The sequence below is a fragment of the Allobosea sp. LjRoot9 genome (assembly GCF_964252745.1).
Lineage (GTDB): Bacteria > Pseudomonadota > Alphaproteobacteria > Rhizobiales > Beijerinckiaceae > Allobosea.
The window spans coordinates 472,514-486,245 of record NZ_CAXUPC020000003.1 but is presented as its reverse complement, the minus strand read 5'-3'; the positions used below and the strand labels follow the sequence as shown (position 1 = coordinate 486,245).

At 66.1% G+C, this 13,732-nt stretch carries 13 protein-coding genes; 9 read left to right on the top strand and 4 right to left on the bottom strand.

Features of this window, described 5'->3' with window-relative positions; genetic code table 11:
* Positions 1-82: 82 nt before the first annotated feature.
* Together ACSQ3P_RS16770 and ACSQ3P_RS16765 are read left to right on the top strand one after the other, a co-directional pair.
* On the top strand, positions 83-532 hold the full coding sequence (locus ACSQ3P_RS16770; RefSeq protein WP_436166662.1) for a MaoC/PaaZ C-terminal domain-containing protein: 450 nt from the start codon (positions 83-85) through the stop codon (positions 530-532).
* Positions 532-2,181 carry an AMP-binding protein gene (locus ACSQ3P_RS16765; protein WP_436166661.1) on the top strand — a complete coding sequence of 550 codons (1,650 nt, stop codon included), beginning with the start codon at positions 532-534 and terminating at the stop codon, positions 2,179-2,181. The genes ACSQ3P_RS16770 and ACSQ3P_RS16765 overlap by 1 nt, the downstream gene beginning before the upstream one ends.
* Positions 2,182-2,287: 106 nt before the next feature.
* Here ACSQ3P_RS16765 and ACSQ3P_RS16760 read toward each other — a convergent pair whose 3' ends face one another.
* Positions 2,288-3,244 carry an alpha/beta hydrolase gene (locus ACSQ3P_RS16760; protein ID WP_436166660.1) on the bottom strand — a complete coding sequence of 319 codons (957 nt, stop codon included), beginning with the start codon at positions 3,242-3,244 and terminating at the stop codon, positions 2,288-2,290.
* A 102-nt stretch (positions 3,245-3,346) separates the two neighbouring features.
* Complete coding sequence (locus ACSQ3P_RS16755; protein ID WP_436166659.1) at positions 3,347-4,201, bottom strand: PCC domain-containing protein; 855 nt, start codon at positions 4,199-4,201, stop codon at positions 3,347-3,349.
* 237 nt (positions 4,202-4,438) lie between these two features.
* Between ACSQ3P_RS16755 and ACSQ3P_RS16750 the strand changes: the two genes are divergently transcribed.
* Positions 4,439-4,699, top strand: a complete 261-nt coding sequence (locus ACSQ3P_RS16750; protein ID WP_436166658.1) for a hypothetical protein — start codon at positions 4,439-4,441, stop codon at positions 4,697-4,699.
* Between the two features lie 92 nt (positions 4,700-4,791).
* Here the strand turns inward: ACSQ3P_RS16750 and ACSQ3P_RS16745 are convergent, their stop codons facing one another.
* Positions 4,792-6,429, bottom strand: a complete 1,638-nt coding sequence (locus tag ACSQ3P_RS16745) for an acyl-CoA synthetase (protein ID WP_436166657.1) — start codon at positions 6,427-6,429, stop codon at positions 4,792-4,794.
* Positions 6,430-6,464: 35 nt separating this feature from the next.
* Positions 6,465-7,343 (bottom strand): IclR family transcriptional regulator, encoded by an 879-nt coding sequence (locus ACSQ3P_RS16740; protein WP_436166656.1) that lies wholly within the window; start codon positions 7,341-7,343, stop codon positions 6,465-6,467.
* Between the two features lie 248 nt (positions 7,344-7,591).
* On the opposite strand from ACSQ3P_RS16740, the gene ACSQ3P_RS16735 reads away from it, so the two are divergent.
* The 6 genes from ACSQ3P_RS16735 to ACSQ3P_RS16710 all read left to right on the top strand — a co-directional run bounded on the left by ACSQ3P_RS16735 (position 7,592) and on the right by ACSQ3P_RS16710 (position 13,730).
* A complete protein-coding gene (locus ACSQ3P_RS16735; RefSeq protein ID WP_436166655.1) occupies positions 7,592-8,605 on the top strand; it encodes a TRAP transporter substrate-binding protein in 1,014 nt (337 codons plus the stop codon).
* 10 nt (positions 8,606-8,615) lie between these two features.
* A complete protein-coding gene (locus ACSQ3P_RS16730) occupies positions 8,616-10,493 on the top strand; it encodes a TRAP transporter large permease (protein ID WP_436166654.1) in 1,878 nt (625 codons plus the stop codon).
* Positions 10,493-11,296, top strand: a complete 804-nt coding sequence (locus tag ACSQ3P_RS16725; protein WP_436166653.1) for an SDR family NAD(P)-dependent oxidoreductase — start codon at positions 10,493-10,495, stop codon at positions 11,294-11,296. Before ACSQ3P_RS16730 ends, ACSQ3P_RS16725 begins: the two co-directional genes overlap by 1 nt.
* A gap of 152 nt (positions 11,297-11,448) precedes the next feature.
* The gene (locus ACSQ3P_RS16720) at positions 11,449-12,180 is read left to right on the top strand and encodes a maleate cis-trans isomerase family protein (RefSeq protein ID WP_436166652.1); all 732 of its coding nucleotides are present in this window, start codon (positions 11,449-11,451) and stop codon (positions 12,178-12,180) included.
* Positions 12,181-12,375: 195 nt separating this feature from the next.
* The gene (locus ACSQ3P_RS16715; protein ID WP_436166651.1) at positions 12,376-12,969 is read left to right on the top strand and encodes a TetR/AcrR family transcriptional regulator; all 594 of its coding nucleotides are present in this window, start codon (positions 12,376-12,378) and stop codon (positions 12,967-12,969) included.
* Positions 12,966-13,730 carry an ABC transporter ATP-binding protein gene (locus ACSQ3P_RS16710; protein WP_436166650.1) on the top strand — a complete coding sequence of 255 codons (765 nt, stop codon included), beginning with the start codon at positions 12,966-12,968 and terminating at the stop codon, positions 13,728-13,730. Before ACSQ3P_RS16715 ends, ACSQ3P_RS16710 begins: the two co-directional genes overlap by 4 nt.
* The last annotated feature ends 2 nt before the right edge of the window (positions 13,731-13,732 follow it).

The window sequence follows — 13,732 nt, the reverse complement described above, 5'->3', positions numbered from 1 at the left end:
AGCAAAAGCGGCAACGCCCGGCCTTGTCAGCTCGCCCCCTTCGCGCGCCTAATCGCCAAAACGACGATCGGGAACGGAAACGATGGGCCTCTATTTCGAGGAATTCGGCGAGGATCTGCGCGTTGTCACGCGCGGCCGCACCGTCGGCGAAGGCGACATCACGCTGTTTTCCGGGCTCTCCGGCGATTTCAACCCGCTGCATGTCGACAGCGAGTATTGCGCCACGACCCCGTTCGGCGAGCGCATCGCTCATGGCCCACTGACGCTTGCCATGGCGATCGGCCTGGTGTCGCAGCAGAACCTGGTCGACGCCACCACCATGGGCCTGCTCGACCTGCATTGGAGCTTCGCCGGGCCGGTCAGGATCGGCGATACCGTCCATGCCGTGGTCACGCTCGTGGATCGCAAGCCCTCGCGCAAGTCCGATCGCGGTGTCGTCACCCTCAGGCTCGATGTCTTCAACCAGCGCGGCGAGCAGGTTCAGACCGGCCATCTCAAGCTTTTGATGAAGCGCCGGCCGGAGCAAGGCTGATGCTGACGCGGGCGGCAACCTACCGGGACACCTTCGAGGCTTTCCGCTGGGATATCCCGGAGCGCTTCAACATCGGCGTCGCCTGCTGCGATCGCCATGCCGATGGCAGCGGCAAGCCGGCGCTGATCTATGAGGATCAGGATCACGGCGTCGCGACCTTCAGCTTCGACGAGCTGAAACTGAGCTCCAACCGCCTCGCCAATATGCTGCGCGGCCATGGCATCCGGCCGGGCGACCGCGTCGGCATCCTGCTGCCGCAGCGGCCGGAGACGGCGATGGCTCATCTCGCCATCTACAAGATGGGCGCAATCGCGCTGCCGCTCTTCACCCAGTTCGGGCCGGACGCGCTCGAACACCGTTTGCAGCACAGCGGCGCGGCGGCGCTGATCACCGATGCCGAGAACATCGGCAAGATCGAGACGATCCGCGCCACCCTGCCCGACCTCAAGCGCATCTTCGTCATCGGCGACGGAGAAACGACCGGAACCAATCTCGATTTCGACGCAGAACTGGCGAAGGCCTCCGACCGTTTTGCGCCCATCGATACGCGGGCCGATGATCCAGCTCTGATCATCTACACCTCCGGTACGACGGGAAAGCCCAAGGGCGCGCTCCATGCCCACCGCGTCCTGCTCGGCCATCTGCCCGGCGTGCAACTGCCACAGGAGTTCTTCCCGCAAGCCGGCGACCTCTTCTGGACGCCGGCCGATTGGGCCTGGGCCGGCGGCCTGCTCGACGTGCTGCTGCCGAGCCTCTGTTTCGGCGTGCCGGTGCTGGCCTCGCGCGCCCGCAAATTCGATCCGGAAGCCGCCTTCGCGCTGATGGCCCGGCACAAGGTCCGCAACGCCTTCCTGCCACCGACGGCGCTGAAACTGATGCGGCAGGTCGAGAGGCCGCGCCAGCGCTTCGACTATGCGATGCGCTCGATTGGCACGGGCGGCGAGACGCTGGGCGCCGACATGCTGGCCTGGAGCGAGGAGACCTTCGGCTTTCCGGTCAACGAGTTCTACGGCCAGACCGAGGCGAACCTGATCGTCTCGAACTGCGCCAGCCTGTTTCCGATCGTGCCGGGCTCGATGGGCCGCGCCGTGCCCGGCCACCGCGTCGCGGTGATCTCGCCCGAGGGCGAGGAGCTGCCGGCCGGCGAGCAGGGGCTGATCGCGGTTGCCCGCCCCGACCCGGTGATGATGCTGGAATACTGGCGCCAGCCCGAGGCGACGGCGGCCAAATTCGTCGGCGACTGGCTCGTCACCGGCGATACCGGCGCCTGCGACGCCGAGGGCTATTTCTGGTTCCAGGGCCGCGACGACGACATCATCTCCAGCGGCGCCTACCGCATCGGCCCCGGCGACATCGAGGACTGCGTCATCCGCCATCCCGCCGTGCTGATGGTCGCCGTCGTCGGCAGCCCCGACCCGTTGCGCACCGAGGTGGTCAAGGCCTTCGTGCTGCCGAAACCGGGCTTTGCCCCCTCGGACACCCTCGCCGCCGAAATCCAGGCCTTCGTCAGGGAGCGGCTCGCCGCCTATCAATATCCCCGAGAGATCGAATTCGTCACCGAACTGCCGATGACCGCGACCGGCAAGATCAGGCGCAAGGATCTGCGCGATCTGGAGGTGGCGCGGAAGAAATCTGGCGGCGACCGATGAAAGTCTGAATTCGCCCGCGTCAGAGCATTTTCGAGCGAAGTGGATGCCGGTTCCCTCGCGACAAACGCGAAGCGTTTGCGCGGAGAAAATGCGTTAAAACAAAAATCTAGAACCAGGTTTTCATCAGAAAGGCCCCCGTCGCCTCGAACAGGCCAAGGCGCGCATGTTCGAGATGCATGAGATGCGTGCCTTCGGCGATTTTGACATCGCGCGTCTCGGCAGCCCCCAGCCGCCCGCGCAACCACAACGCATCATCGTCCGTGCACAGGCCGTCCCAGGCGCCTCGCACGATCAGTGTCGGCGCCAGAACCCTTGCGGGCTCGTAGGCGAGGCCGCCCGCCCAGGCCGCCTTGATGTCGGCGGCCGGCCCTCCCGGAATCCGGACGGCCGGAACCGGCCGCCTTGCCGCCGCCCCTGGATCGCTTGCGAGATAGGCCGGGGCCCACGAGGCCAGCCCAGGTTCGATCAGCACTGCAGGATGGCCTGCGGGAACGTCCTCGACGAATCGGGCGAGTTGCTGGGCGATCGAAACCAACCGCCAGCCTCCGGGGCTATCGCCCGTCGCCGGCTGCGCCTCCTCCCGCTGCGCGATCGGCCCAAAGAAGACCAGACGTGCGATGGTCCCGGGCTGGAGTGAGGCATGGAGCCCGGCCACGATCGTGCCCCAGGAATGCGCGATCAACGACAGCCTGGCACGGCCCGTGACCTGCCTGACATGCGCCAGAACCCGCGCGAGCTGCACCTGCGCATCGCATGCGCGGCCATAGGGCGGGCTCTCGGATGCGGCGTGTTCAAAGGCGGGTGGGCGGTCGGAGCCGCCGAAACCGGCAAAGTCGAAGGCCCAGACGTCAAACCCGCGCGCCGCCAGGTCGTCCATCCAGGACAGGCCGCCGAAACGATAGGCGACGGAAAGCGCTGACGGAAACGTCGCGCCATGGACATAGACCACGCTCGGTCCCGTCCCGGCGATGCGGCGCAGGAGCAAGGTCGGCTCGCCATCCCGCCCGCACAGATATGTGACGTCTCCAGCCGTTTCCGATCCGCATGCGGTGATGTGATTCACGATTGTCTTCCGCCTCATCAGTCAGACGGAAGCATGCATCCGCGCGTCGGACAGGTCGCGCGCAATCACTTCGGCCAGCGCCGAAGCATCAGCGCCCAGCCCTCACCCCGCCTCCAGCACCAGCTCGAAGGTCATCAGCACCGGGTTGTCGCCGCGCGTCAGGCGGCCCTGCGCCATAGCGCCGGTGTAGTCGACCAGCGCCACGTCGATCTCCGAAATCATGCGCTGCCCCTCGCTCCAGACCCGACCGGATTTGATCGCGATCTCGGTGGCGAAGTTCTCGACCGCCCGGCCGTCCTCGAAGCGCGCGCCGATCGTCGAGCCGACGCCGCCATGGATCGTCGCGCGCTTGACGCCATGCTCGGCGCAGAACTGCTCCAACGCACCGGCAAGGTCTATGTTCGGGCGCACGCGCAGGGCGAAGAAGCGCCCCTCCCGCGTCGCGCCCAGCAAGGGGACGGTCGCAGGGCCAAACAGCTTGAAATTGGTCTCGGCATCGACATAGGCCGCGAAACCCGCGCCATCGATGCCGACGGCCGGGAGCGTGATCGCCTCGGCCACCAGCGTCTCGTCGGGCAGGATATGGCCGCCGCTGCGCTTGCCGCCCGCCTCCTGCCAGAGCGCATGGCAATGGAAGAAGGGCGCGCCGTCACGCAGGCCGAAGGTCAGCGCGCCGGTCTCGATGCGGGCGATGCCGGGCGGCCGGAAGATCTCGCTGTAGAAGGCCGCATGCTCCGGCGTCTGCGACAGGGCCGGCATGACATAGGTGAAGGACGACAAGGCCGCGCCATCGATCCGCGCGACGCCTGAGGTGAAGCCCGCCGCGGCAAAGCTGCGCCGCACGGCCTCCAGCAAGGGCAAGCCGGGCTGCAGCGTCATCTCGAAGCGCAAACCATGGCATTCCGCCCATTCGACGCGCTCGGGCGCGGCGGGACCGGGCTGCTCGATGCGCCTCATGACCTCGTCCTCTCAGAAAAAACCGAGCGCATCATGACGGGATCGCGGTCGGGTAAAAAGCGGTCATGCGGATGGAATACCGAGCCCAACGGCAAAACCGGCGCGTGCTGGTAGGACAATGGCAACCTCGTTTCAGCGTGGCGGCGGAACCAACGGCCCCGCCAGATGTTTTCGCTCAGTCCGTTCCGGGCCAGTTCGACCTGGAATGGTCATCAACGATCAAGAGAGGATAACCTGATGGATAGGCGCTCTTTTATCCTGAGCCTGATTGGCGGGGCGGCTGCCGCCAGCGTCGGCGCTGTCGCGATGGCGCAGGCCGCGCCGGTGACGCTCGCTCCGGAGCCCGTGGGCGCCGCGCCGGCCGAGCCGCGTGCCACCCAGTCGCTCGATGATGTCGACGCAGCGTTCAGCCGCCATCGTTATCGCCATCATCGCCGCCATCATCGCCGGCACTACCGTCGGCATTACCGCCGTCACCGCCGCTACTACTACCGCTGATCGGCACCAGCGCGTTCCTGGGCTCCATGGCGACCTTGTTCCGGTCGTCATGGAGCCTATCCGCCGGTTGAAGCCATCCATCGCGGCAGCCGTCACGAGCGCAGCCAGTCCAATTCACCGCGTGCCTCAAGTTCGTCCTTGACCAGGCGCTTGGGCACCTTGCCATAGCCGGATTTCGGCAAGGCCTCCCAGAAGAAGAAGCGCTTGGGCATCTTGTAACGGGCGATCTTCGTCGCGAGATACTCCGCCATTTCGGCCTCGGTCGCGCTTGCGCCTGCGCGCGCCACGCAGACCGCGACGCCGATCTCGCCCCAGACTGGATCAGGCAGGCCGAGCACCGCGACCTCCGCGATCGCCGGATGGGTCAGGATCTTCTCCTCGATCTCGCGCGGATAGATGTTCGAGCCGCCGGAGATGTACATGTCCGAGGCGCGGCCGGTGATGTAGACAAAACCCTGCTCGTCCATATGGCCGAGATCGCCGGTCCGGAACCAGCCGTTGCGGAAGGATTTCGCATTGGCTTCAGGGTTGTCGTAGTAGCCGGCGAAGACCGCAGGGCCGATCACGCAAATCTCGCCCTGCACGCCCGGCGCAACTGCATTGCCGGCATCGTCCTGGATCTGCACCTCCATGCCGCTGCGCTCGAAGCCACAGGTGCCGATGCGCGCATCGGGACCGTCCTGCGCCTCGTGCAGGGCCGGCGGCAGCACCGTGATGTTGCCGGTGACCTCGCCCAGCCCGAAATACTGCACCAGTACCTTGCCGAGCTTGGCGAGCGCGGCCTTCTGGTCCTCGCGATACATCGGCGCGCCCGCATAGATGATGTGGCGCAGGCTGGAATGGTCGTGCTGGTCGACGGCCGGATGCTCGACCAGCATCTTCAGGATGGTCGGCACGGTGAAGATGTTGGTGATCTTGTACCGCTCGATCAGGCGATAGGCCTCGTCGATGTCGAAGCGCTCGGTCGGCAGCAGGATCGTCGCCGCGCCGCGCGAGGACAGTACGAGCTGGTGCACGCCCGCCCCATGCGAGAGCGGAGCGACGACGAGCGAAGCGTCGGCCTCGGTCGAGCCCGGCACCAGATCGGCGAGATGGTTCGTCACCACGAAGCCCATCTGGCCATGGGTCAGCACGGCGGCCTTCGAGCGCCCGGTCGTGCCGGAGGTGAAGAAGAACCAGCACGGATCATCATGCTCGACCGCGGTATTGGCGACCTGCTCGCCGAGATGGCGCGCGATCACCTCGCCGACCTCGGCCTCGCCGAACTCGCCTGGCCCGATCCGCCAGATGAACTCCGGTGCAGGCTCCGAGGCGGCAACGGCCGCCGCATGAGCCGGAAAATCGCCATGGCAGATGAAGGCCTTGGCACCCGAGAAGGTGCCGAGATAGCCGACCTCGTCGGGCAGCAGCCGGAAATTCGTCGGCACCCAGACCGCACCTAGGCGGAAGGCGGCGAACATCGAGACGAACATCGCGTCGCAATTCTTGGAATGGACCAGGATGCGGTCGCCTTTGCCGATGCCGCGCTGGCGCAAGCCGGCAGCCAGCGCCGAGACCTGCGCGTCGATCTCGCCCCAGCTCCATGTCCGCTCGCCCCAGATGAAGCCGGCCCGTTCCCCGAAGCGGCGCGCATTCTGCGTCGCGATATGGGCCAGGTTCATCACGCGTTTGGACATTGGAGCAACGCCGCCCTTGGGCGCGATGCCGGTTTTCAGCGCGGTCTCGGTCATGCTGCGCTCTCCTTGTCGCGGCGGATCGTCATGGTTCATCTCCGTTCGCCGGCGCGGCGGCGCAACGGCGCGGATACGCCCGGCTGTGCCGGCCGGGCTTCGTCCTGGATGCGGAATTCGCGCAGCCTGGCCTCGAGCCTGGCGACCTCCTCGCGCAGCAATTGCGCGAGAAAGGGTTCGCGGTCCGGCTGCATCCGGCTTTCGATCGCGGCCAGCGAGAGGCAGGCGTCGGCCCGCCCCTGCGCATCGCGCACGACCATCGCCATGCCCCAGGAGCCGGGGAAGAGCAGCCCGCGATTCATCGCATAACCACGCTCACGCGCCTCCGCGACGAGATCGTCCACGATCGGGCGCGACAGCATCGGATAGCGTTGCGGAAACTGCGCGGCGTTGGCCGTCATCGCCTGCTCGACCCCCTCATCGTCGAGCGCGGCCAAAAGCGCGATGCCGCCGACGCCGGCCCCGAGCAGGTGCCTGTCGCTGGGGGCGAGCACATGCGAGCGGATCGGATAATCGCCGTCCTCGCGCTGCAGGCAGACGACCGTCCAGTCCCGCCTGACCTGCAGGAAGGCGGCATCGCCCGTCGCCTGCGCCAGACGCACGACGCCCTCCTGCGCAAGCCGGTGGATTCCGAAACGATCGGCTGCGATGGTGCCGAGAATGAAGGATTCAGGCCCGAGGAAATAGCGCCGTGTCGCCGCCTCCTGCTCGATCAGCCCGGCCTCGATCAACGCCACGAGAATGCGGCGGCAAGTCGGCTTCTGCAGCCGCGAGCCGTCGACGAGTTCGCTCAGGCTGGCGCCGCGCGTTCGGCTCGACGCGACCAGTCGCAGCAAGGCGGCCGCCCGCCCGATGCTTTGCGCACCGGTCGGTTCGGAGCTGGCCTCCCGCACAGCAAGATCTGGACGATCCATATCGTGGACCCTTTTAACGTCCTTATTGCGTTGACAACTCTTTCATCACTTGTATTTCGTCAAGGATAAAGAATACTGGCTCTAAGCGATCCACGATATGGAACGGTTCGAGCAGGCTAGCGGCCAGGAGGTCGCGGCCTAAGGTTACGCGGCCCTCCGAAACCGGAGCGAGGGCTGTCGCTGCGATTACAGCTCTCGCGCGGGCAAACCCGCGGAGAGTCCGGCCTGAAGACTTGGGAGGAAACCAGATGACGAAATTGACACGCCGCAGCTTTACCGCCGGCACCGGCGCCCTTGCCGTTACCGGCTTTTCCATCGGCCGGGCGCGGGCGGCCGAATTCACCTATAAATTCGCCAACAACCTGGCGCTGACGCATCCGCTCAACAAGCGCGCGCAGGAAGCCGCCAGCAAGATCAAGGAAGAGACCGGCGGCCGCTTCGAGCTGCAGATCTTCCCTTCGAGCCAGCTCGGCTCCGACACCGACACGCTCGGCCAGATCCGCTCCGGCGCGGTCGATTTCTTCACCCTCTCGGGATTGATCCTCTCGACCCTGGTGCCGGCCGCCGCGATCAACGGCGTCGGCTTCGCCTTCAAGGATTACGACACGGTCTGGAAGGCGATGGACGGCAAGCTCGGCGACTATGTCCGCGCCGAGATCGCCAAGAGCCGCTCGATCTTCGCGATGGAGAAGATCTGGGACAACGGCTTCCGCCAGACCACGAGCTCGGGCAAGCCGATCGTCACCCCGGCCGATCTGAACAACCTCAAGATCCGCGTTCCGCCCGCTCCGCTCTGGACCTCGATGTACAAGGGCTTCGGCGCAGCCCCGACGACGATCAATTTCAACGAGGTCTACAGCGCCCTGCAGTCGAAGATCGTCGACGCGCAGGAGAACCCGCTCGCGATCATCGAGACGGCCAAGCTCTATGAGGTCCAGAGCTTCTGCTCGCTGACCAACCATATGTGGGATGGCTTCTGGCTCCTGGCTAACAAGGCGAACTGGGATGCCCTGCCCAAGGACATCCAGGCCATCGTCGCCAAGCACCTCAACGCGGCCGGCATCGCCGAGCGCGCCGACGTCGCCGCGCTGACGGTGAACCTGCAGGCCGAATTGTCCGGCAAGGGCATGAAGTTCAACACGGTCGACGCCACCCTCTTCCGCGACAAGCTCAAGAGCGCCGGTTTCTACAAGGAATGGGAAGCCAAGTTCGGCAAGGACGCCTGGGCGACCCTCGAGGCCGCCGTCGGCTCGCTGAGCTGACGCCTGTACCATGGACACCGTGTCCGAATTCGCGACGCCGCCCGCAACGGCGGCGGCGCCACGCCGCCCCCTTGCCGCGAAGATCGACCGCGTTCTCGGCGTCATCGTCGAGATACCGGCCGCTATCCTCGTCGTTGCCGAGGTGGTCGTGCTGTTTTCGGGCATTGTTGCCCGCTATCTCCTGCACACGCCGCTGACCTGGTCGGACGAGCTCGCCTCGACCCTGTTCCTCTGGCTCGCCATGCTTGGCGCCGTCGTCGCGCTCCGGCGCGGCGAGCATATGCGCATGACGGCGCTGGTCTCGCGCTGCACGCCGGAATGGCGCAACTTCTTCGACGCGCTGGGCGTGGCAGCCGGTCTCGGCTTCCTGCTCCTGATCATCGGCCCTGCCTTCCGCTGGGCCGAGGAAGAAGCCTTCATCACCACCCCGGCGATGGAAATCTCCAATGTCTGGCGCGCGGCCGCCTTTCCGGTCGGCGTCGGCCTGATGATCGCCTTTTCGCTGCTGCGCCTGACCATGCGCTCGGGCGTGCCGCAGGCCCTGCTGGCGCTGGCTTTGGTCGCCGTCGCCGTCGCCGGCTTCTGGTGGCTCGGCCCCATGCTCAAGACGCTGGGCAACCTCAACCTGATCATCTTCTTCGTCGGCGTCGTCGGGTTTTGCGTCTTCTCCGGCGTGCCGATCGTCTTCTCCTTCGCGCTCGCCACCTTCGGCTATCTCGCGCTGACCACGCGCGTGCCGACGATGACCCTGGTCGGGCGCATGGACGAAGGCATGAGCCATCTCATCCTGCTCGCCGTGCCGCTCTTCGTCTTCCTCGGCCTGCTCATCGAGATGTGCGGCATGGCCAAGGCGATGGTGCGCTTCCTGGCGAGCATGCTCGGCCATGTCCGCGGCGGCCTCTCCTATGTGCTGATCGGCGCCATGTACCTCGTCTCGGGCATTTCGGGCTCGAAGGCAGCTGACATGGCCGCGGTCGCACCGGCGCTGTTTCCGGAGATGAAGGCGCGCGGCGCCAAGCCCGGCGACCTCGTCGCCCTGCTCTCGGCAACGGGCGCGCAGACAGAAACGATCCCGCCCTCGATCGTGCTGATCACCATCGGCTCCGTCACCGGCGTCTCGATCGCGGCGCTCTTCACCGGCGGCCTGCTGCCCGGCGTCGTCCTGGCGATCGGGCTCTGCTTCGTCGTGGCGCGGCGCTATCGCCATGACGATCTCAGCCATGTCGTAAAGGCGAAATGGCCCGAGATCGGCAAGACCTTCATCATCGCGCTGCCGGCGCTGGCACTGCCCTTCCTGATCCGCGCCGCCGTCGTCGAGGGCGTTTCGACCGCCACAGAAGTCTCGACCATCGGCATCGTCTATTCGCTGATCATCGGGCTTCTGGTCTACCGCCAGTTCAACTGGTCCCGCCTCGGCCAGATCCTGATCGACACGGCATCGCTCTCCGGCGCCATCCTGATCATCATCGGGGCGGCGTCCGCCATGGCCTGGGGCCTGACGCAATCGGGGTTCTCTCGTACGCTGGTCGAGATCATGACCCATCTGCCCGGCGGCGCGATCGGCTTCATGGCCGTATCGATTCTTGCCTTCATCATCCTGGGCAGCGTGCTCGAAGGCATCCCCGCCATCGTTCTGTTCGGCCCGCTGCTGTTCCCGATCGCCAAGCTCGTCGGCATCCACGAGGTGCACTACGCCATGGTCGTGGTGCTCGCGATGGGGCTCGGCCTGTTCGCACCGCCCTTCGGCGTCGGCTATTACGCGGCCTGTGCCATCGGCAAGGTCAATCCCGACGAGGGCATCGGCCCGATCTGGGGCTATATGCTGGCCTTGCTGATCGGCCTGATCATCGTCGCGGCGGTGCCCTGGTTCTCGATCGGGTTCCTGTGATGGCCGATCGTCTGAAGAGCAAGATCGCCATCGTCTTCGGCGCCGGCTCGTCGGGGCCGGGCTGGGGCAACGGCAAGGCCGCTGCCGTCGCCTTCGCCCGCGAAGGCGCCCGCGTCGCCTGCATCGACATCAGCCAGGCTGCCGCCGACGAGACCGCCGGCATCATCGCGGGGGAAGGCGGTGTCGCGATCGCGCTTGCCGCCGATGTCACGCAGCAACCCTCGATCGACGCAGCCGTCGCCGCCACCATGACCCGCTTCGGCCGCATCGACATCCTGCACAACAATGTCGGCGTCACCCATATGGGCGGCCCGGTCGAGCTCAGCGAAGAGCAGTTCAAGGCGGCGGTCGACCTCAATCTCGGCCCGGTCTTCCGCTGCTCCAAGGCGGTGATCCCGCATATGCTGAAGGCCGGCGGCGGCGCGATCGTCAACATCTCTTCGCTCGCGGCGATCCGTTGGACCGGCTACCCCTATTTCGCCTATTACGCGACCAAGGCGGCTGTGAACCAGGCGACGCTCGGCCTCGCCATGCAATATGCAAGGCAAGGCATCCGCGCCAATTGCATCATGCCCGGCATGATCGACACGCCGTTGATCTACAAGCAGATCTCCAGCCAATACGCCTCGGTCGAGGAGATGGTCGCGGCGCGCAACGCCGCCGTGCCGCTCGGCAAGATGGGTACCGCCTGGGACATCGCCAACGCGGCCGTCTTCCTTGCCTCCGACGAAGCCCAGTTCATCACCGGCGTCTGCCTGCCGGTCGATGGCGGCCAGAGCTGCGCCGTCGCCCCGCTGGGCTGAGCATCGTCTCGGGCGGCTGGCCTGCATCTTGCTGCGTTAGATCACTTGCATTCGGACGGTTCCGTCCGAATGCAAGTGATCGATTCCTGAAGTTTAGAGCATTGCTCATGCGAAAAACCGGCACCCACTTTTTCGCGCAATGCTCTGGAACCATGCAAACCGACATCGCCATCGGCACGATCACGCCCTCGGGCAACCGCACCGTCGAGCGCGTGACGCAAGCGATCTGCGCCACGCTGCACGGCGTGACGCCCCTGTTCACGCGCATCCCCGTCTTCGGCAACACCAGCCCCGACCAGGCCGCGGCCAACCCCTATGACTGGCCGGCGATGCTGCAGGCGGCGGAACTGTTGAGCCATGCCGAGCCCGCTGCGATCTGCTGGAACGGCTCGAAGGGCGGCGATTACGGCTTCGACATCGACGAACGGCTCTGCGCCGACATCACCGCGCGGACCGGACTGCCCGCCGTGACCTCGGCCTTGGCGACGCTCACCTTGCTGCAGCGGCTCGAGGCCCGACGCATCGCGCTGATCACGCCCTACACCACAGCCGCTCAAGCGCGGAGCATCGCCAATTTCACGACCAAGGGCTTTGCCGTCACCGCCGAGCGCCATGCCGGCCTGAGCGATAATCTCTCCTATGGCGCGGTGCCGCCAGGCGAGATCGCCGCGATGGCGCGAGCGGCCGTGGCGGAGGGGGCAGCCGAGGCGATCGTCATCTTCTGCACCAATTTCAACGGCGCTCCCGTCGCAGCCATGCTCGAAGCGGAGACAGGCCTGCCCGTCATCGATTCGACGGCGGCCGGTGTCTGGGCCGCGCTCGGGGCAGCCGGCATCGAGACCAGCCGGGCCGTCGCAGGCTGGGGCCGGATTTTCAGCCTCTGACGATCCGAACCGCTTAATCCCGCGACCTCTCCGCACACGCCTCCGATCCAGGCATTGGGCGCATAAGAAACATGCTTGACTGTTTGCAAAACGAGTCGCAGCTTTCGCCCATCCTGTGGGTTGAGGCTTGGCGTGAGCGGAACCGGTAAAAGACGATCCCAAAAGGAACGCAGCGCGGACACCTCGACGCGGCTGATGAACGCGACGATCGACCTGCTGCATGACCGCGGCCTCGCTCGCACCACCACCCCGGAGATCGCCCGCCAGGCCGGTGTTTCACGCGGCGCGCTGACGCATCATTTCACCACCCGCGAAGCGATCATCAGCGCCTCCGTCGCCGATATGCTCGGCAAGGCCACCCGCGATCTGCATCGCTTCGCCGAGGATTTCATTGCCCGTGGCGGCTCCAGCGACGAGATCGTCGACTACATCTGGCAGATGATGGACGATCGGCTGTTCTACGTCACGATGGAGTATCAGCCCGAAGCTCGGCACAATCCCGACTTCAGAGCCGACCTCATCCCCACCGTGCGCGAATTCCACGCCGGTCTCGACGCGATCTGGACCGCGCTCGCAGCCCGCACCGGCGTCGACCCCGATCATACCCGCATCGTCATGAACGCGACGATGTGCCTCGTGCGCGGCATGATCAGCCAGACGGTGCTGCGCCCCAACGACCCCGCTTATTATCAGGGGATGCTGACCTTCTGGAAGCAGCAGGTCCGCCAGCAATTCCCGATCCAGGCCGCCTCCACGCAGGATTCCAGACACAAGGCAGGCGCACGATGACCGCGGCCCTCACCATCGAAGGGCTGAAGCTCGATTTCTATGGCGTGCATGTGCTGCGCGGCGTCGATTTCGCCGTTCCCGCCGGCTCCTTCACAGGGCTGATCGGCCCCAACGGCGCCGGCAAGTCGACCCTGTTCAACGCGGTCTCCGGGCTCTACCGCCCCAAGGCCGGCTCGGTCCGACTGGGCTCGGTCGAGACCACCGGCTTAGCCCCTGAAAAGCTCGTGGCGGCGGGGCTGGTGCGCTCATTCCAGCTCGCCCGCGGCTTTCCCAAGCTCAGCGTCTTCCAGCATCTGATGCTCTATGGTGCCGGGCAGCCGGGCGAGAACCTGCTGGCGGCGATGCTGCGCTCGACCGCGGCACGGCGGCGCGAGCAGGAACTCGCTGAGCGCGCCTTCGGCATCGCCCGGCGGCTCAAGCTCGACCATGTGCTGGACAACCCGGTGACAGCGCTCTCGGGCGGGCAGAAGAAGCTGGTCGAGATCGGGCGCGCCTTGATGGCCGCCCCCAAGATCCTGCTGCTCGACGAGCCGATGGCCGGCGTCAATCCGAGCCTCACCGAGCAGATCGCCGATCACCTCATCGCGCTGAACCGGGACGGGCTGACGATCTGCCTGATCGAGCACGACATGGCGCTGATCAAGCGGCTCTGCGCGCCCGTCATCGTGATGGCCGAGGGCAAGACCCTGACGCAAGGCAGCTTCGACGAGGTCGCCTCCGACATCCGCGTGCAGGAAGCCTATCTCGGGAGGCGGCATTGAAC